This is a genomic window from Thiobacter sp. AK1 (assembly GCF_039822265.1).
Taxonomy (GTDB): Bacteria; Pseudomonadota; Gammaproteobacteria; order Burkholderiales; family Thiobacteraceae; genus Thiobacter; species Thiobacter aerophilum.
The window spans coordinates 399,429-416,739 of sequence record NZ_JBAJEX010000001.1 but is presented as its reverse complement, the minus strand read 5'-3'; the positions used below and the strand labels follow the sequence as shown (position 1 = coordinate 416,739).

19 protein-coding genes are annotated in these 17,311 nt (G+C 64.3%); 14 read left to right on the top strand and 5 right to left on the bottom strand.

Features of this window, described 5'->3' with window-relative positions; genetic code table 11:
- The first annotated feature begins 6 nt into the window (after window positions 1–6).
- From V6E02_RS02190 to V6E02_RS02135, 12 genes are all read left to right on the top strand, one after another.
- Window positions 7–249 (top strand): hypothetical protein, encoded by a 243-nt coding sequence (locus tag V6E02_RS02190; RefSeq protein ID WP_347306687.1) that lies wholly within the window; start codon window positions 7–9, stop codon window positions 247–249.
- The gene (locus tag V6E02_RS02185; RefSeq protein ID WP_347306685.1) at window positions 246–2,267 is read left to right on the top strand and encodes a tetratricopeptide repeat protein; all 2,022 of its coding nucleotides are present in this window, start codon (window positions 246–248) and stop codon (window positions 2,265–2,267) included. Before V6E02_RS02190 ends, V6E02_RS02185 begins: the two co-directional genes overlap by 4 nt.
- 24 nt (window positions 2,268–2,291) lie before the next feature.
- Window positions 2,292–2,756: a DUF4870 family protein gene (locus V6E02_RS02180; RefSeq protein ID WP_347306683.1), complete on the top strand. Its 465-nt coding sequence runs from the start codon at window positions 2,292–2,294 to the stop codon at window positions 2,754–2,756.
- A gap of 253 nt (window positions 2,757–3,009) precedes the next feature.
- Window positions 3,010–3,399, top strand: a complete 390-nt coding sequence (gene rpsF, locus V6E02_RS02175) for a 30S ribosomal protein S6 (protein ID WP_347306681.1) — start codon at window positions 3,010–3,012, stop codon at window positions 3,397–3,399.
- 1 nt (window position 3,400) lies between these two features.
- Window positions 3,401–3,700 carry a primosomal replication protein N gene (gene priB / locus V6E02_RS02170; RefSeq protein ID WP_347306679.1) on the top strand — a complete coding sequence of 100 codons (300 nt, stop codon included), beginning with the start codon at window positions 3,401–3,403 and terminating at the stop codon, window positions 3,698–3,700.
- A gap of 9 nt (window positions 3,701–3,709) precedes the next feature.
- On the top strand, window positions 3,710–3,937 hold the full coding sequence (gene rpsR / locus V6E02_RS02165) for a 30S ribosomal protein S18 (protein ID WP_347306677.1): 228 nt from the start codon (window positions 3,710–3,712) through the stop codon (window positions 3,935–3,937).
- 11 nt (window positions 3,938–3,948) lie between these two features.
- Complete coding sequence (gene rplI / locus V6E02_RS02160; protein WP_347306675.1) at window positions 3,949–4,395, top strand: 50S ribosomal protein L9; 447 nt, start codon at window positions 3,949–3,951, stop codon at window positions 4,393–4,395.
- Window positions 4,396–4,922: 527 nt separating this feature from the next.
- Window positions 4,923–6,287: a replicative DNA helicase gene (locus V6E02_RS02155; RefSeq protein ID WP_347306673.1), complete on the top strand. Its 1,365-nt coding sequence runs from the start codon at window positions 4,923–4,925 to the stop codon at window positions 6,285–6,287.
- A gap of 48 nt (window positions 6,288–6,335) precedes the next feature.
- On the top strand, window positions 6,336–7,415 hold the full coding sequence (gene alr / locus V6E02_RS02150) for an alanine racemase (RefSeq protein WP_347306671.1): 1,080 nt from the start codon (window positions 6,336–6,338) through the stop codon (window positions 7,413–7,415).
- Window positions 7,416–7,417: 2 nt separating this feature from the next.
- On the top strand, window positions 7,418–8,785 hold the full coding sequence (radA, locus tag V6E02_RS02145) for a DNA repair protein RadA (RefSeq protein WP_347306669.1): 1,368 nt from the start codon (window positions 7,418–7,420) through the stop codon (window positions 8,783–8,785).
- Window positions 8,786–8,847: 62 nt separating this feature from the next.
- The gene (locus tag V6E02_RS02140) at window positions 8,848–9,660 is read left to right on the top strand and encodes a PP2C family protein-serine/threonine phosphatase (protein WP_347306667.1); all 813 of its coding nucleotides are present in this window, start codon (window positions 8,848–8,850) and stop codon (window positions 9,658–9,660) included.
- Window positions 9,661–9,667: 7 nt separating this feature from the next.
- Entirely contained in the window at window positions 9,668–10,432 is a 765-nt protein-coding gene (locus V6E02_RS02135; RefSeq protein WP_347306665.1) for an FHA domain-containing protein, read from the top strand.
- Between the two features lie 8 nt (window positions 10,433–10,440).
- Here the strand turns inward: V6E02_RS02135 and V6E02_RS02130 are convergent, their stop codons facing one another.
- Together V6E02_RS02130 and V6E02_RS02125 are read right to left on the bottom strand one after the other, a co-directional pair.
- Window positions 10,441–10,857, bottom strand: coding sequence for a TssQ family T6SS-associated lipoprotein (locus tag V6E02_RS02130; RefSeq protein ID WP_347306663.1), 417 nt, complete (start codon window positions 10,855–10,857; stop codon window positions 10,441–10,443).
- A gap of 9 nt (window positions 10,858–10,866) precedes the next feature.
- Complete coding sequence (locus V6E02_RS02125; protein WP_347306661.1) at window positions 10,867–12,429, bottom strand: serine/threonine protein kinase; 1,563 nt, start codon at window positions 12,427–12,429, stop codon at window positions 10,867–10,869.
- A 340-nt stretch (window positions 12,430–12,769) separates the two neighbouring features.
- Here V6E02_RS02125 and V6E02_RS02120 point away from each other — a divergent pair, with 340 nt between their 5' ends.
- Both V6E02_RS02120 and V6E02_RS02115 read left to right on the top strand, forming a co-directional pair.
- Window positions 12,770–13,582 carry a PP2C family protein-serine/threonine phosphatase gene (locus V6E02_RS02120; protein ID WP_347306659.1) on the top strand — a complete coding sequence of 271 codons (813 nt, stop codon included), beginning with the start codon at window positions 12,770–12,772 and terminating at the stop codon, window positions 13,580–13,582.
- A 9-nt stretch (window positions 13,583–13,591) separates the two neighbouring features.
- Complete coding sequence (locus tag V6E02_RS02115) at window positions 13,592–14,287, top strand: FHA domain-containing protein (protein ID WP_347306657.1); 696 nt, start codon at window positions 13,592–13,594, stop codon at window positions 14,285–14,287.
- Here V6E02_RS02115 and V6E02_RS02110 read toward each other — a convergent pair.
- The 3 genes from V6E02_RS02110 to hpnD are packed head-to-tail and all read right to left on the bottom strand — an operon-like array spanning window position 14,280 to window position 17,175.
- A complete protein-coding gene (locus tag V6E02_RS02110; RefSeq protein WP_347306655.1) occupies window positions 14,280–15,029 on the bottom strand; it encodes a YciK family oxidoreductase in 750 nt (249 codons plus the stop codon). The genes V6E02_RS02115 and V6E02_RS02110 overlap by 8 nt on opposite strands.
- Window positions 15,026–16,348 (bottom strand): hydroxysqualene dehydroxylase HpnE, encoded by a 1,323-nt coding sequence (gene hpnE / locus V6E02_RS02105; protein WP_347306653.1) that lies wholly within the window; start codon window positions 16,346–16,348, stop codon window positions 15,026–15,028. The genes V6E02_RS02110 and hpnE overlap by 4 nt, the downstream gene beginning before the upstream one ends.
- Window positions 16,345–17,175, bottom strand: coding sequence for a presqualene diphosphate synthase HpnD (hpnD, locus tag V6E02_RS02100; RefSeq protein ID WP_347306651.1), 831 nt, complete (start codon window positions 17,173–17,175; stop codon window positions 16,345–16,347). The genes hpnE and hpnD overlap by 4 nt, the downstream gene beginning before the upstream one ends.
- Window positions 17,176–17,311 lie beyond the last annotated feature (136 nt).

Below are 17,311 nucleotides of genomic sequence, written 5' to 3'. Positions count from 1 at the left end.
GCGGCGATGCGCAAACTGATGCTTTGGACGCACCGCATTCTGACCGCGCTGCTCGTCCTGCTCTCTCTCAACCTGATCTGGCAGGGTAGCCTTGAAATCAGCGCCACCACGGGGTTGGTGCAAGGCTCGGAATTCGGCATGCTGATCACGCTCGCCAACCAGATGGGCGGCGTGCGGGTCTGGCTCGGGACGTTCGCGCTGTGGCTGATGACTCACCCTGGTTTGACGATGCGAAAGGAAAACCCATGAACCTGAAGATTCGACTCCTTGGTTTTCTCACGGCTGTGTTCCTTGTCGTGACACTACCCGTCCGCGCCGACGAGCTTGACCGCTGTTTCGATTTACTCCAGGCGCAAGACTACGCCCGCGCCCAGGCGCTGGCCGAATCCCTGACGCGCAGCCAGCCTAGCCGCCTGACTTTCCTTTGCCTCGGGCGCGCGCTCAAAGCCCAAGGGCAGTTTCGCGCGGCGCTTTTCGCCTTTCAGGAGGCGGAAAAACGCTCGCGCAGCCAGGAAGAATTGGCCGTCATCTACAACTGGCTCGGTTCGACGTATGATGATCTCGGAGATCTCGACAATGCCCTCTACTACACCCAGCGTGCACTGGGGCTTTCCCGTGCGATCAAGGACCGCAAACTCGAGGCCAACAACCTCAACAACCTGGCGTCGATCATGAAGGACAAAGGCGAGCTCGATCAGGCGCTGCGCTATTACGAGGAATCCCTCCGGCTCAAAGATACCGATGCGGAAAAGGCGCCGACCTGGAACAACATCGCGTCGATCTACTACCGGCGGGGCGATTTTGCCAAGGCGGCTGAATACATCGAGCGGGCTGTTGCGGCGCTCCGCCGCGCCGGAAACTACCATGAAATGGGGCGCCACCTCATCAACCTTGCTGACGCTTACCGGTCTCTCAAGCGCTTCGAGGCCGCCCAGCGGGTGCTGGATGAGGGCCTTGCCGTCGTGCGCAAAGTCGGTGACCGTTCCTGGGAGGCTGACGGGGTATGGATTCAGGCCCAGCTCCTGCGCGATCAGGGCAAGCGCCAACTGGCACGCGAGCAGTTCGAAGCGGCGGCGCGGCTATACGATGTGCTGGGGCAGGCTGGAACGGCTCAGGCGGTGCGCGCCGAGCTCAAGGCGATGGTCGAGGCGGGGCTGGTGGAGCGGGTCTATGCCGGCATCGAGATCGGCGCGAAAGGGGTGAAGGCGCTCGCCATGCGGCTGCGTTTCAATGACACGGGCTTTTATGATGCCCAAACCCTCTTTCGACGCAGCCTCAATCCCACCGCGATTGCCGGCATTCGCGCAACGGGCGCGCTGACCCCGGAAGCCATCGAAGAGACCGCGCAGGCGGTTAAAACCCTGGTCGATGAGATGCGCGCGCGCAATCACGCGCCGCTGGTGATCGCCGCTTCCAGCGCCTTCGAGGGGGTGGCCAACCGCGAGGAACTGGCCAGCCGCATCGCTTCGCTCGTGCCCGAGTTGCCCCCCCTCAATGCCAATCTGGGCAAAGCGGTGCTGTTTATCGATGCGCGTCAAGAAACGCTTTTCGGCATCCTGGGCGCGATTCCCCCGGCTTTCCTGGAGAAGGGCCTGCTCGTCGATGTCGGCAGCGGCAACACGAAGATCGGCTACGCGACGAGGGATGCGGTGAAGAACACGCCCGAGGTGCAAAGTTTCGCCTTGCCTTTTGGGACGGTGACCCTCACCGAAGCGGCGGCCGCCGGCAAAGCCTTTGGCTCGGCGGCACAGGCTGCGCTGCGCCGCACGGCGCTTCCCCAGCTCAAAGCCGAAGTCGCGCGCCGTCCGGCCTATGCCAACCGTGAGCCCGTGGTTCTCGTTGGCGGGGCCGCGTGGGCGGCGGCAACCATGCTGCACCCTGAGCAGGCCAGACAATCTTTCGTGGAGCTGCGCTTGAAGGAGATTGCTCAACTGCGCGAGCGATTGGAAAAGAATCCGAACACCCCGCTCGCGCCACCGCTGGATGCCATCGCCGATGCGGAAGACCGTGCTGCGGCGGAAAAAGAGTTACGCGCGGTGCGCGATACCTTCGGTCGGGAAAACCTGATGGCCGGGCTTGTCCTGCTCGAATCGATCGGGCAAACCCTGGGCTGGAAAGACAAGCCGCTTTACTTCGCGCGCCACGGCACCTGGCTCGGTGGCTTGATCCAGGTGTTGGGGGTGGCGATCGAGAAAAACGCGCCGGCGCAGCCGGCCAAAACGGGCCGTGCGCCCGCCAATGACCCCGCCTGGCGGCAGGCGGCTTGATCATCGTTCAAGGAGGAAGAAAAAATGGGAGGATTTTCCGGGATGTTCTGGATGATGGGCCTCGTGCCGCTGTTGGGCTTGGCGGCGCTGGCGACGGCGGTGTGGCTGGGGGTGCGCGCGGCGCGTCAGGCGCCCCTACCACCGGTGGCCGAGGCGGAGGCGGCTTCCGATGGCAACCTGAAGACGCTTTCGCATGTCGCTTACGGTTTGGCTGCAGCGGCGCTGGTTTTTCCTATCACCGCGATTGCCGCGTTGATTCTGGATTACGTCAAGCAAAGCGAAGCGGGGGAGAGCTGGCTGGCAAGCCACATCCGCTGGCGCATCCGGACTTTTTGGTTCGGGCTTTTGTGGTCGGCACTGGGCCTGCTTACCTTCTTTGTGTTCGGGCTGGGCTGGCTGATTCTCATCGGCACGGGCATCTGGTGGATTTATCGCATCGTGCGCGGCTGGGTGTCGTTGTTCGACCGGCGACCGATGCCGGTGGGCTAACCAGCCGTGCATGGGGGTGGTCGGCTGCATGGGGCCCCTTGTGGCCGCGTGAGCGGACATCCAGGCCCGGGTGGCCACTGGCTGCCACCGTTTGCTGGGCCGCGGCTCATGCGTCCGTGTCGTCCCCGGACGCATTGCTCTTCCCCCGTAAAATCCAGTACAATCCTGCGCTTTTCCGGTCTGGCCGGAAAGTTTCCTCGAACCTTGCCTGCACCGTGCGCACCGCGGCAGGCTTTAACCACAAGGAGCGTGCATGCGACATTACGAGATCGTCTTCATCGTCCATCCGGACCAAAGCGAGCAGGTGCCGGGGATGATCGAGCGTTACAAGGCCACCATCACTGGCCGCAACGGCCGTATCTACCGTCTGGAGGACTGGGGGCGGCGCCAGCTCGCCTACCCTATCCAGAAAGTGCACAAGGCCCACTACGTACTCATGAACATCGAATGCGACCAGGAAACCCTGGACGAGCTGGAACATGCATTCAAGTTCAACGATGCGGTGTTGCGCCACCTCATCATCCGCATGAAGGGCCCAGTGACCGAGCCTTCGCCCATGATGAAGGAAGAGAAGGCCAAGGCTGTGTCCACGGGCGATAAGCCGGAACCCGCCGCGGAAGCGGCGCCCGCGGCCAGCGCCTGAGGTGACGAGCAACCGGACGCGCATCAGCGGCCGGATCGCCGACAAGGATAGTCTGCGCCACACGCCGGCCGGCGTGCCAGTTTTGACCTTCACCCTGGTACACCGATCGGAACAACCGGCAGGGGTGGGCAAGCGCAAGGTGGAATGCGTGATCCCGGCCGTGGCGTTCGAGGCCCTGGCCGAAACCATTGCCCGGTGGCCGCGCGATGCGCAGGTGGAAGTGGAAGGCTATCTGGCGAGAAAGAGCCGCACGGAGGCGCAACTTACGCTCTACGTGCAAACCATCGAATTGACCGAATAGAGGTGAACCATGTCCCGGCAAATGTTCAAGCGTCGCAAGTACTGCCGTTTCACGGCGGAAGGCATCAAGGAAGTGGATTACAAGGATGTCAATCTCCTGAAGGACTTCATCAGCGAGACGGGCAAAATCATTCCCGCCCGCATCACCGGCACCAAAGCGCGCTATCAGCGGCAGCTGTCCACGGCCGTGAAGCGGGCGCGCTTTTTGGCGCTACTGCCCTACACCGACCAGCACTGAGGAGTCGAGCCATGCAAGTGATTCTGATGGAGAAAGTCCACAAGCTGGGCCAGCTCGGCGATGTGGTCAAGGTGAAGGACGGCTACGCCCGGAATTACCTGATTCCCCAAGGCAAGGCAAAGCGCGCCACGGAGGCCAACCTCAAGGCCTTCGCCGAGCGGCGCGCCGAGCTGGAGCGGCAGGAGGCGGAGAAGCTGGCCGCCGCCCAGGCCCGTGCCGCCCAACTGGAAGGCATGATCGTTGAAATCGGCCAAAAGGCCGGCGTGGATGGCAAGCTGTTTGGCTCCGTGGGGACGGTGGACATCGTCGAGGCCCTCAAGGGCAAAGGCATCGCTGTGGCCAAGTCCGAGATTCGCATGCCGGCTGGCCCCATCAAGGCCGTCGGCGAATATCGGGTAGAGCTGGTCCTGCATACGGACGTGCACACGGCGATCACGGTCACCGTTGTGCCCCAGTGAGGCTTGTCGCGGCGCCGGCAAAAAAAGGGCTGCCCCGTGCAGCCCTTTTTGCTGGGTGCGGGCTATACTATCGAGGCCGACGAAAGCTGGGACAGTTATTGAGCTTTACAGTAGGTGACAGGCTGCGTAGGCGGACCGTCATTCCCGCGCAAGCGGCAATCCAGAATAATCCAGGCATTTTCTTGGGCTCCCGCCTTCGCGGGGACGACGCAAAGGCGTCATCGGCTTACCCAGCGCTCAATAGGCGTTGACCGTCCTGCCCACGAAAGGTAGCGCCCAGGGTGTCTTGACTGGGCATGCTCGTCTGTCGATTCCGGCTTGTGCTTCGCTCGCCTGGCCTGAGACAGGCCGCCACACCCACGTTGGCGGCAACGAAACATTCCACGGGTGTAGTCCCCGTCCCGGCGTGCGCGCGGACGACGGAAATGTGACGCACGGAGCTTACTCTCGATAGGTGCATCGGTCTTGACAACGATCGGGCCGGTGCTTGGGGCGGGTTGCGCCTTCCACCAGCGTTTTTTGCTTCCATGGGTGATCAACAGTTCGACGCCATTAAACTCCCGCCCCACTCGGTGGAGGCGGAACAGGCCGTGCTCGGTGGGCTGCTTCTGGAGAACGGTGCCTGGGAGCGGATTGCCGATCTCATCAGCGAAGAGGACTTCTATCGCTACGATCACCGCCTCATTTACCGTTATATCGCGCGGCTTTTGGAGGGAAACAAGCCGGCGGACGTGGTGACGGTGGCCGAGGCCCTGGAAAACGCCGGTGAGCTGGCGACCATCGGCGGGCTCGCCTATCTGGGGGCCTTGGCGCAGAACACGCCGTCTGCCGCCAATATCCGCCGCTATGCGGAGATCGTGCGCGACCGTTCCATCATGCGGCGGCTGGTGGAGGTAGGCACGGCCATCGCCGATTCGGCCTATAGCCCGGGCGGGCGCTCCGCCTCCGAGCTGCTCGACGACGCCGAGGCCAAGGTGTTCCACATCGCTGAGATGGGTAACCGGGGCAAGCAGGGCTTCAGCGAAATCCAGCCCTTGCTCACCCAAGTGGTGGAACGCATCGACATGCTGTTCCAGCGCGAAAACGCCAGCGATGTCACGGGCATCCCCACCGGCTACGCCGATCTGGACCGCATGACCTCGGGCTTGCAGCCGGGCGACCTGATCATCGTCGCCGGTCGACCTTCCATGGGCAAGACCGCGTTTTCCCTCAATATCGCCGAGCATGTGGCCCTGGATGCGCGCCTGCCGGTTGCGGTGTTCTCCATGGAGATGGCGGGTACCCAGCTGGTGATGCGCATGATCGGTTCGGTAGGCAAGTTGGACCAGCATCGCGTGCGTACCGGTCGCCTGCATGACGAGGACTGGCAGCGCCTCACCTATGCCGTGGGAAAGCTCAACGACGCGCCCATCTACATCGACGAGACGGCAGCGCTGACGGCCCTGGAACTGCGGGCGCGCTCGCGCCGCTTGCATCGTCAGTGTGGTCGGTTGGGACTGATCGTGATCGACTATCTGCAGCTCATGTCGGGTAGCGGCCAAGGCGAGAACCGGGCCACGGAAATCTCCGAGATCTCCCGCTCGCTCAAGGCTCTTGCCAAGGAGCTGGAGGTGCCGGTGATCGCGCTATCCCAGCTCAACCGCAGCCTAGAGCAGCGCCCCAACAAGCGGCCGGTGATGTCGGATCTGCGCGAATCGGGCGCCATCGAACAGGATGCCGACGTCATCTTGTTCATCTACCGCGACGAGGTGTACAACCCGGAAACCCCGGACAAGGGCATCGCCGAGATTATCATTGGCAAGCAGCGCAACGGACCCATTGGCACCGTCAAGCTTGCTTTCCTGGGCGAGTACACCCGCTTCGAGAATCTGGCCCATCCGGGCGCCTACTGATCCCACACTGGGGTGTCTGCCGCGGTCGCCAGCCATCCGCGTTTCACCATGTCCCGTATTGCCTCGTCCCGTCCTCTCACCGCGCTCGTTCATCGTGATGCGCTGGCGCACAATCTGCGGCGCGTCCGTGAGGCCGCACCGACCGCCCGCGTCCTCGCGGTGGTGAAAGCCAATGCCTACGGTCATGGTCTGATCACCGTGGCGCGGGCCTTGGTGGAGGCCGATGGTTTCGGCGTGCTGGGACTCGACGAGGCTGTGCGTCTGCGCGAGGCGGGCTTTGCTCATCCCATCCTGTTGTTGGAAGGGCCGTTCGCCGCCGAGGATCTGGTCGAGGCGGCGCGCCTGGGGCTTGCCATCGTGGTACACAGCGAAGAGCAGCTCAGCATGCTGGAGACCACGCCGCTGACGCGACCGTTGGATGTGTTCCTTAAGGTCAACACCGGCATGAACCGCCTGGGGTTCGCACCGGAAGCCTTCGCCGCCGCGCGGGCACGCTTACTCGCTTCGCAACGCGTCGGACGGATCACCTGCATGACCCATTTCGCCACGGCGGACGAGCCGGCGGGGCTGGGCGCACAGTTCGCCCGTTTCCGCGCCCTCATCGGCGCCACGATGCCTTTCAGTGCGGCCAATTCCGCGGCCCTGTTGCGCTATCCCGAGACTCATGGGGACTGGGTGCGTCCCGGCATCATGCTCTACGGCGCCTCGCCGTTTGCCGACGTGTCGGCAGCGGCGCTGGGCCTGCGGCCGGCGATGAGTCTGGTCTCGCGCATCATTGCCGTGCAGCGGCTGCGGCGCGGCGACGCCGTGGGCTATGGCGCGAGCTTCGTGGCGTCGGATGATATGCGGGTCGGCATCGTCGCTTGCGGCTATGCAGACGGCTATCCGCGCCACGCGGGTACCGGCACGCCGGTCCTGGTGGCTGGCCAACGCAGCCGCACCGTGGGGCGGGTGTCCATGGACATGCTGTGTGTGGATCTGACGAATTTGCCTGACGCCGGCGTGGGGACGCCTGTCACCCTTTGGGGACAGGGGCTGCCGGTGGAGGAGGTGGCGCAGGCCGCGGGGACCATCAGCTACGAGTTACTCACCGGACGCGCCGAGCGCGTGCCCCTGGTGGAGGCGTAAACATGGCGAAAGCCAAGACCGTCCATATCTGCACCGAGTGCGGTGGCCAGAGCGTGAAGTGGCAGGGCCAGTGCCCCCATTGTGGGGCATGGAACACCCTGGTGGAAACCCGGGCCGAGACGTCCGCGCCGGCGACACACCGCTATCGAGCCCTCGCTGCCGATGGCCGCTTGCAACGCCTGGCTGAGGTGCAGGCCGCGGAGGCGCCGCGCTGGTCCACGGGTGTGGCGGAACTGGACCGGGTGCTGGGTGGCGGCCTGGTGCCGGGGGCTGTGGTGCTCCTGGGAGGGGATCCTGGTATCGGCAAATCCACCTTGCTGTTGCAGGCGCTCGCCCACATCAGCGGCGAGCGGCAAGTGCTCTACGTGACCGGTGAGGAATCGGCCCAGCAGGTGGCCCTGCGCGCGCGGCGCCTGGCGCTGGATGCCACGCGGCTCACGTTGCTCGCGGAGATCGCGCTGGAACCCATTCTCGACACCCTGCGCAGCCATGCGCCACAGGTGGCCGTGATCGACTCCATCCAGACACTCTATTCCGAGGCCTTGCAATCGGCACCCGGCAGCGTGGCCCAGGTTCGGGAATGCGCCGCTCAGCTCACTCACCATGCCAAGCAGACAGGCACGGCGGTTTTCCTGGTGGGCCATGTCACCAAGGAAGGGGCCCTCGCTGGCCCCCGCGTGCTGGAGCACATCGTGGACACCGTGCTCTATTTCGAAGGCGACACCCATTCCAGTTTCCGTCTGGTGCGGGCTTTCAAGAACCGCTTCGGGGCGGTGAACGAGCTCGGCGTGTTCGCGATGACGGAGAGGGGCTTACGCGAGGTGAGCAATCCCTCGGCCTTGTTTCTGTCCCACCATGGGCGAGACGTGGCGGGCTCCTGCGTCCTGGTCACCCAGGAGGGCACGCGCCCGCTCCTCGTGGAGGTACAGGCGCTGGTGGACGAGGCCCATGCCCCCAATCCACGCCGGCTCGGGGTGGGGCTGGAACAGAACCGGCTGGCCATGCTGCTGGCGGTGCTGCACCGCCACGCCGGCATCGCCTGCTTCGACCAGGATGTGTTCGTCAATGCCGTGGGCGGGGTGCGCATCAGCGAACCGGCGGCCGACCTGGCGGTGCTGCTGGCCATCGTTTCTTCCCTCCGTAACCAGCCGCTGCCGCCCAAGCTGGTGGTGTTCGGCGAAGTGGGGCTGGCAGGCGAAGTGCGTCCCGTCCAGCGTGGCCTTGAACGCTTGAGGGAAGCGGCTAAACTGGGCTTTGAGCGCGCCATCGTGCCGCGCGCCAACGTTCCCCGCCAGCCGCCCGCCGGCCTCGAAATCCTCGCCGTGGAGCGAGTGGAAGAGGCGGTTGCCAGCCTGCGGCAGGGATCCTAGAATGACGACGTAATAATGCCGTCATGCCGGCAGGTGCTTTTCCGGCGCTGAGATCGATCGGCTTGCGTGACATACAAATGCATCTAGGCATGGGGCAGCCGGCTTCAACCCACCAGAACCTGCGTGCGGAATGCGCGGCATGGACCGATGCCGGCCTTCTGCGTCGCAACAACGAGGACGCCTTGGCATGGGACGCCGAGGCGGCTCTGTTCCTGGTCGCCGATGGCATGGGCGGCTGCAATGCGGGCGAGGTGGCGAGCCGGCTCGCGGTGCGCACGGTGCTATCAGAGTTCCGCCAGTTGCCTCTGTCGCTGCCGGCGCGGGAGGGCTGCGCGCCGGTGCTGAGCCAGCCTGCGATGCGACTGTGCACGGCCATCCTCAAGGCCAACCGCGCCGTCTTCGAAGCCAGTCTGCAGGAGCCGGAATACGCCGGCATGGGCACCACCTTGGTGGCCGTGCTCTTTTATGGCCAGCGTGCCATCATCGCCAGCATCGGAGATTCCCGCGTTTACCGCTATCGTGGCGGGCAGCTGGAACAGCTCACCGTGGATCACACCGTGTTGCAGGAGCAGATCGAGTTCGGTCTGCTCACCCCTGAGCAGGCGCGCCTCATGGGCGGGCGAGGCCTGATCACGCGGGCACTAGGGGTCGAACCAGGGCTGGAGGTGGATGTGCAGGAACAGACGCTCTTGCCTGGTGATCTCTATCTGCTGTGCACCGACGGCCTGTTCGACATGATTGCAGATGCCGACATCGGATCAATCCTCGCGGCCAACGCCGGTGACGTGCAGGCGGTGGCGCGCGAACTGGTCGCAGCCGCCAACCGGGCCGGCGGCTACGACAATGTCTCCGTCATCGTGGTGCGTCTCGTCTGAGCCAGCCATGTCCAGACTCATCATCGTCGATATCAGCGGCAATGCGCTCGGCGAGCGCGTGCTTAACCAGGAACGCATCCGCATCGGCCGCCGCGCCGACAACGAACTCGTGCTCGACGATCTCTCCGTCAGCAACGAGCACGCGCTGGTGATCACCATTCGCAACGATTCTTTCATCCAGGACTTGAACAGCATGAATGGGGTGCGCGTGAACGGCCGCCTCATCCGTCATCACCATCTCCAGGACGGAGACGAGGTCACGATCGGCACGTTCACCCTGCGCTACGTGCACGAGCCCTGGGTGGAACCGGCGCCTTCTTGGCGTGCGCCTGACACTGGCCCGCTCAAGGAGGAGACGGTGCGGGCGGTGGCACCGCAAGCGGGCGATACCCTGTTTCACGTGGCGGTTCCCAGCGACCTTCCCTTGACACGCGAACTCGTGGACACGGCGGTCGAGGGGGGTGCTGCAATCGAGTGTGCTACTGTGCTGCTGGGTGAGGCTCGGCCCAGTGGGCTCGGGCATTTGCGCCTGTTGGCCGGTCCGGGCGCGGGGCGGGAGACGGCCCTGACCCGCGCCGTTACCACCCTGGGCAAGCCCGGCATTCAGACGGCCATCATTAGTCGCCGCGGCGGCAGCTATTTCCTGACTTTCGCGGAAGGTGACAGCTATCCCCAGGTCAATGGCGTGGAGGTGGGTGCGGCGCCCCATCCCCTGAAGGATCATGACATCCTGGACGTGGCCGGCACCCGCTTGGAATTCTTCTATCGTTGATGCCCATTTCAGCGGGCGCGGCTGCGCGCCGCCATCTCCGCCTTCACCGCCCGATAGATGGGACCCCAGATGGGATGGCCTTCCTCGGTGGCGTCGAGGGTGAACTGGGGATCGAGCTCGAAAATGCGCCGGAACTCGTCGCGGCAGGCCCGTTCCTGACCTGACGAGCAGTAAATGAAGGCCAGGTATTTGCGCGCCGCGACTTTGTCTGATTGGAAGGTGAGGCCCGCATCCAGCGCATCGTTGAGGTTCTTCTGGGCCGCCTTGTAATTGCCGTCCTCGTACTGGCTGATGCCCGTCGAAAGGAGCTTCTCCGCCTTGCGGGGCGCGAGCTTGTCCACACCCAGCTCGCGCGCGGTCTGGCTGGCACAACCAGCGGCCAGACATGCGGCCAGAAGCAAGGGAATCCAGCGTATCTCCATCATGGGTCTGTCCTATTTGTTGAACTTGTACTTGATCTTGTAGGTGCCGCCCGCTTCCACGCGCATGGTCTGGGAATAGGGGGCAAAGGTCTGGTTGACGACCAAGATGGTGTGGTCCCCCGGCGGCAGTTTGATTTCCCGCAGGGGCGGGCTCACGCCCTGGCGCACGCCATCCACGAATACCTCGCCCCAAGGGGCGATGGCGAGCTGCAAGGTTCCGCTGGCCGTAATGGGTGTGGCGGCTTCTTCCACCACGCGCGTTTGCGCCGTGGAGGTGAGGGGCGCAGCCTTGAGTCGTGCAGGGGCCGCTGGCTTTGCCTGGCGTTCCGGCGTCGGTTGCGGTCGGGCGCTGACGGCCGCGGGTTCGGAGCGTTCCTCGCGGCGGGCGTCGGGCGGGGTTGCCGGCGTCGTTTGCCCGGGCGCGGTGGCGAGTGCGTGGGGCGGTGCGGCGGCTGCTGGCGCGGCCGGAGATTGCACTGGCGCGGCTGGTTGCGCGGGGGCGCCCGCTGGCGCTGGGGACCCCGGCGATCGGCTCAGGACCACGGCCACGAACACGGCGAAAAGCAGGGGCACGCCCGCGAGCAGCGCCCAGCGTGGCCAGTGGACGGCGGAGATGCCTGGCGCGGGCGTCGGGGCCGCAGGCGCGCCATCGTCGCTGAGACGGGCGATCACTTGGGTGGCATCGCCTAGGCTGTTGCGCGGCGTCTTGCGGCGCTCCATGGGTGCTGCCGGCGGCGTTTCGCCGGGGGCAGGGATTTGCAGTGTCTTGTACTTGCGTAGGTCGCGCGCCATTTCCTTGGCCGTCTGGTAGCGCGCGTCCGGATGCTTGGCCAAGGCCTTGAGGACGATGTAATTGAGGGAATCCGGCACGTTCTGGTTGAAGGCTTTGGGCGGGATGGGCTCCTCGTTGAGAATCTGATACATGATGGCGCTGATGTTGTCGCCCACGAAAGGCGTCTTGCCCGTGAGCATTTCGTACAACACCACGCCCAGCGAGAAGATGTCCGAGCGGCCATCCACCGTCTGCCCCACCACCTGCTCAGGGGACATGTATTTGGGTGAGCCCATGACCATGCCGGCCATGGTGCGCGAGGCGGACGAAACTTGGGCGATGCCGAAGTCCGTGATCTTGACCATGCCGTTCTTCATCACCATGATGTTGGCCGGCTTGATGTCGCGGTGCACGATGCCGTGCTCGTGGGCGAAGGCGAGCCCGTCGCATACCTGGGCGGCGATGTGTACCACCTTGTCCAAGGGCAGGACCACGCCGGAATCGAGAATTTCCCGCAGTTCCTTGCCTTCCAGGAACTCCATGGCCATGTAGGCCACGCCTTCGGCACGGCCCACGTCGTAGATGGTGACGATGTTGGGGTGGTTGAGCTTGCCCGCGGATTGCACCTCACGCTGGAACCGTTTTTCGAAAGTTTCCAGCTCGTCGCGGGAGAGGTCGAGATTGATCGTCTTGATGGCCACGGTGCGGTCGATCAGAGGATCCACCGCCTTGTACACCACACCCATGGCGCCTTGACCCAGCTCCTCAACGACGATGTAACGACCCAGCTTTTCGATGACCATGGCGGACAATGCCTTGTTGTGCGCCGGCACGCGGGCGCGGCAAGTGAAGGTACTAACGGTAGTTTTTCCCGCTGGCCGATGTCAAGCGCGGCAAAGTGCCCCTTATCCCCCGGCTCAAGTCCGGCAGTTTCCGGCCGTTAACGGCTGCCATGCGCCATCTGTCGGTCCCTCTTGGGGAAAACCGGCTGGCGCAAGCTTCATGCCCATAGCGTCAAAGTGAACAAAAAGTTAAGCCCAGCCGCATGCGCGCGACAGTAATATCCTGCAAGGAAAAGTGGGGGCCGGTCTTGGGCAGGGGCGCCGCCCGCGGCGGGCAGCCAGATACGGGACAGCGTAAGAGATGAAAATCCGGAATGCCTTGACCATCGCCAGCCTGAGCGATGCAGGCTTGGTGCGCAATTTCAACGAAGACAGCGTGGCCGTGGACGAGGACATCGGCCTGGTCGTCGTGGCCGATGGTATGGGTGGCTACAAGGCCGGCGACGTGGCGGCGGGTATGGCCACCATGATCGTCGGCAACGAGCTGAAGGCCCAGCTCGGTGAGGGGCGCTCCAACGGCAACCCGGTGTCTGCCGAGGCGATCCGAGCCGCAGTCAACCGCGCCAACCAGTCCATCTACCACGCGGCCCACAACCGGGCCCAGTTCCAGGGCATGGGTGCGACCTTGGTGATGGCCCTGTTCCATGACGACATGGTGGCCATTGCCCATGCCGGCGATTCCCGTGCCTATCGGCTGCGCCACGACAAGCTGGAGCAGCTTACGGTGGATCATTCCCTGCTGCAGGAGCAGCTGGAAATGGGCCTGATCAGTGCCGAGGATGCGCGCGTATCCCACAACCGCAATCTCGTCACTCGCGCTCTGGGCGTGAACCAGAACATCGTCGTGGACGTGCGGCAGGAGCGCGCCTTGCCGGGCGACATCTATCTGCTCTGCACGGACGGACTCAACGACATGGTGGACGATGCAGACATCGAGCTGGCCATGGTCTCGTTGCAAGAGAACATTCCGCTACTGGTAAAACAGCTGGTGATCATGGCCAACGACAACGGCGGTCATGACAACATCTCGGTGGCCGCGATCCGGGTGGATCGTCCCTTCCCCGCGCGCCGGGGCTTCTGGGGGCGGTTCTTTTCCGCCTGGCGGCGCGGCTGAGGAGGATACATGGCGAAGCTGGTCTTAAGCCTCAATGGCACGGTGCTTGGCAACTACTTCTTGGAGAAGGAGCGTTTCGTGATCGGGCGTCGGCCCAACTGTGACATCCAGATCAACGATCAGGGCGTGAGTAAGGAGCATGCGGTGATCCTCACCGTGGGCAACGACCAGATCCTGGAGGATCTGAAGAGCACCAACGGCACTCTGGTGAACGGCCGCCGCATCGAGCGGCACATTCTGCAGAATGGTGATGTGATCGAGGTGGGCCGCTACAAGATCAAGTACGTGAACCAGAAGGCGTTGCCGGACATGGATTTCGACAAGACCCTGCTGATTCCCGCCTTCGATCGCACCCGGCTCAAAGAGGCAGGGGTGGAGCTGGCGATCAACGCCGGGCTGCAGGTGGAGACCGCGGTAGCCACTGCACGTGCCGTCAAGAACGTGTTTCCGCTGGGGGCGGTGCGCTTACTGTCGGGGGCAGGCGCGGGGCAAGAAATCGAGCTTTCCCGGCCCATCACGGCCTTCGGTCGGCCTGGCAACCGCGCCATCATCAGCCGCAGGCCCCATGGCTATTTCATCACCCATGTCAGTGGCCGGCGACCGCCGTTGGTCAACGGACGCAGCATCGGAGTCGAACCCCAGGCCCTGGACAATCTCGATCAGATCGAGATCGACGGCGAGAGGCTGCAATTCTTCCTCAAGTGACGCCTTGGGCGTCGAGAATCTGGCCGCTCACGCCCCGGCTATCCGGCCCCATGAGATACAAATAGGCGGGCATGATCGCTTCGGGCCGCGGCAACGTGTGGGGTAGCTCTGCGGGGTGGGTCTTGCGCCGCTGCGGCGATTGCACCGGTCCGGGCACCAGCGCATTGATGCGCACCTGGGGCGTGATTTCCAGCTCCTGGGCCCAGGTCTTCACCAAGGCTTCCAGGGCCCACTTGGCGACCCCGAAAGCGCCCCAGTAAGCGGTCGGTTTGCGGCCATGGGTGTCCGAGGTCATCAGCACCGAGGCATCGGGTGCCGCCTTGAGCAGGGGCAGACAGGCTCGGGTGAGGGCGAAGGGCGCCACCAGATTCACGCGCAAAATACCTAGCCATTGTTCCAGCGTTTCCAGCGCGAGCGGCGCCAACGCATCCAGCCGCGACGCGTTGTGCAAAATCCCATCCAGCCGCCCCAGCTGGCCCTCGATGGCATCGGCCATCTGCTCGAAATCCCGGTCGCCGGCCTGCTCCAGATCGAGCGTGAACAACACCGGCTCGGGGTGGCCGGCATCCGCGATGAGATCGTAGGTGGCGTTCAAGCGCTGCTCATTGCGACCCAGGAGGATCACCGTGGCGCCATGGGCGGCGAAGCTCAACGCCGCGGCCTGGCCGATGCCTTGGCCCGCGCCGGTGACGAGGATGACCCGGTCCTTGAGCAGGTCGGGCGGGGCTTGGTAGGAATTCATGGGGACTCCAGAATGTGGCGCGCGCATTGTACTCCACTTCGCACTGCGCCCTCGATGGTGGCCGGGTAGTCGGCCTCGCGCCTGCCGGTGCCCACCCAGTCGCCGGCCAGGAACAGACCGGCAAGCGGCGTGCGCGCTTCGGGACGCAGAAGGTTCGGCGTGCAAGCGAAGGTGGCGCGTTTTTCGGCTATCACCCAGACGTCCTGGGGTGGGGCGCAAATGCCGAGCTCATCGCATAGCTGCCGGGTCACGGCCTGGCCCAGATGCGTGTGGTCCAGCGTTTCGTGGGGGCCGTGGGCGCTGATCACCACCGCCAGCAGATTGGCAGGACCGGTGAGCTGGCCGCGGTCGAACACCCACTGTCCCGGCCCGTGCAGAAGTCCCACCATGGGCGCGTCGAGCCGGACCTGCTCCCGGTAGCGCAGATAGAGGGTGTAAATGGGCTCATACTCGAGTCTGCCAAGGCGTGCGGCCGTCTCCTCTAAGCCGGGCAGAGTCTCGAGGAGGCGCGCGGCGGCGACCGGTGGCAGGGCACAGATGACGTGCCGAAAGACTGCTGCGCCGTTTGCGGTCATCACCTGCCAACCCGCGGCCATGGGCTTTAGGCGTGTCACTTTCTGGCGACAGGCCAGCGCCCCGCCATGCCGGCGCAGGAACGCCGCAGCGGGTTTTGGAAACAGGTGGGAGAGGCAGACGCGCGGCAGCAACAGATCGCTGTCGGCGCGGCGGTGGGCAAAGGTTTCGCGCAACACGTTCGCGAATACCTGCGCCGAGGCCACGGCGGGCGGGGTGTTGAGGGCGGCGAAACAAAGGGGGTGCCAGAGGTACGCACACAAAGCGCGCGTCTGGCGGTGCTGCCTGAGCAGTTCGATCACGGGCCGGTCCCGCTCGAGGCGGAAGCTTTGCCGGGAGAGCGTGGTGAAGAAGCGCAGGGCGGCCAGACGATCGGCCCAAGCAAGGCCCCGGGCGGTGATCAACGCCGCGGCCAGATGCCAAGGTGCGGGCAGACGGGGCGCTTTTAGCGAGAACCCCGGTTTCATTAGCAGCCGCAGCGGCAGGCGCACGACCTGAGCGCGCCACCCGGGATTGACGAGATCGAGCAGGGCCTGTGTCTCTCGGTAGGCCCCCAGCATGACGTGCTGGCCGTTGTCCAACTCGAGTTTGTGTCGCCACACACTGCGCGCGCGCCCGCCCGCGTGAGGCGCGCTTTCGAACACCGTCACCGGCATGCCATGAGCGGCTAGCTTTACGGCGGCCGCAAGTCCGGCCCAGCCCGCGCCGATCACCGCCACTGCATGGGGTTGCGCGTCCGCGGTCATTTGATCCAGGTCTTCCAGGCCAGCCAGAACTTGCGCAAGGGGGTGAGGGCGGTGCGCCGGTTGAGTACCTGAAAGTCGTCGCGCTCGATTTCGGTGAGCAGGGCTTGATAGATGGCCGCCATGATGAGTCCAGGACGCTGGTTGCGGCGGTCGACCATGGGCAGTTGTGCCAACGCACGCGCATAGAACTCGCGTGCCCGCTCCACCTGGAAGGCCATGAGCCCGCGGAAGGCCGGGGTATGACGACGCGCTAGGATGTCCTGTTCAGAAACACCAAAGCGAGCGAGTTCGTCTAGCGGCAGGTAGATGCGGTTGCGGCGCGCATCTTCCCCCACGTCACGAATGATGTTGGTGAGCTGAAACGCGAGCCCCAGGTCGTGGGCGTATTTGAGCGTATGCCGGTCGCTGACACCAAACAGAATAGCGGAGAGCTGGCCCACCACGGAGGCGACGCGGTAGCAATAGAGCTTGAGCGACTTGAAATCGGGATAGCGGTTGTGTTGGAGATCCATCTCCATGCCGTCGATGATTTCCTCGAACTGCTCGCGGGGCAGATCATGACGCTTGACCGCGGGCAGGAGAGCACGCGTAACCGGATGTCTTGGCTTTTGCAGGTACAGCTTGGCGAGTTCCTCCCGCCACCAGGCCAGCTTGATGCGGGCGACTTGCGGATCGGTGCAGTCGTCCACGGCATCATCTACTTCACGGCAGAAGGCGTAGAGTGCGGTGATCGCCGCACGCTTTTCCTTGGGCAAAAAGAGAAACGAATAGTAGAAGCTGGAGCCGCTCTGCGCGGCCTTTTCTTGGCAATACTGGTCGGGCGTCATGAGACTTCCTATTGAGCGTTACGTAAGTCGTTGACAGGGTGCGTAAGTCAAACGTCATTCCCGCGAAAGCGGGAATCCAGGGTATTCCTCGCCATGTTCCTGGGTCCCCGCTTTCGCGGGGACGACACAAAGCTGT

Bases quoted from the DNA above. Each gene is read 5' to 3' on its own strand.
- V6E02_RS02190 (WP_347306687.1), top strand. From the start codon at position 7: ATGCGCAAACTGATGCTTTGGACGCACCGCATTCTGACCGCGCTGCTC.
- V6E02_RS02185 (WP_347306685.1), top strand. From the start codon at position 246: ATGAACCTGAAGATTCGACTCCTTGGTTTTCTCACGGCTGTGTTCCTT.
- V6E02_RS02180 (WP_347306683.1), top strand. From the start codon at position 2,292: ATGGGAGGATTTTCCGGGATGTTCTGGATGATGGGCCTCGTGCCGCTG.
- rpsF (WP_347306681.1), top strand. From the start codon at position 3,010: ATGCGACATTACGAGATCGTCTTCATCGTCCATCCGGACCAAAGCGAG.
- rpsR (WP_347306677.1), top strand. From the start codon at position 3,710: ATGTCCCGGCAAATGTTCAAGCGTCGCAAGTACTGCCGTTTCACGGCG.
- rplI (WP_347306675.1), top strand. From the start codon at position 3,949: ATGCAAGTGATTCTGATGGAGAAAGTCCACAAGCTGGGCCAGCTCGGC.
- V6E02_RS02155 (WP_347306673.1), top strand. From the start codon at position 4,923: ATGGGTGATCAACAGTTCGACGCCATTAAACTCCCGCCCCACTCGGTG.
- alr (WP_347306671.1), top strand. From the start codon at position 6,336: ATGTCCCGTATTGCCTCGTCCCGTCCTCTCACCGCGCTCGTTCATCGT.
- radA (WP_347306669.1), top strand. From the start codon at position 7,418: ATGGCGAAAGCCAAGACCGTCCATATCTGCACCGAGTGCGGTGGCCAG.
- V6E02_RS02135 (WP_347306665.1), top strand. From the start codon at position 9,668: ATGTCCAGACTCATCATCGTCGATATCAGCGGCAATGCGCTCGGCGAG.
- V6E02_RS02130 (WP_347306663.1), bottom strand. From the start codon at position 10,857: ATGATGGAGATACGCTGGATTCCCTTGCTTCTGGCCGCATGTCTGGCC.
- V6E02_RS02125 (WP_347306661.1), bottom strand. From the start codon at position 12,429: ATGGTCATCGAAAAGCTGGGTCGTTACATCGTCGTTGAGGAGCTGGGT.
- V6E02_RS02120 (WP_347306659.1), top strand. From the start codon at position 12,770: ATGAAAATCCGGAATGCCTTGACCATCGCCAGCCTGAGCGATGCAGGC.
- V6E02_RS02115 (WP_347306657.1), top strand. From the start codon at position 13,592: ATGGCGAAGCTGGTCTTAAGCCTCAATGGCACGGTGCTTGGCAACTAC.
- V6E02_RS02110 (WP_347306655.1), bottom strand. From the start codon at position 15,029: ATGAATTCCTACCAAGCCCCGCCCGACCTGCTCAAGGACCGGGTCATC.
- hpnE (WP_347306653.1), bottom strand. From the start codon at position 16,348: ATGACCGCGGACGCGCAACCCCATGCAGTGGCGGTGATCGGCGCGGGC.
- hpnD (WP_347306651.1), bottom strand. From the start codon at position 17,175: ATGACGCCCGACCAGTATTGCCAAGAAAAGGCCGCGCAGAGCGGCTCC.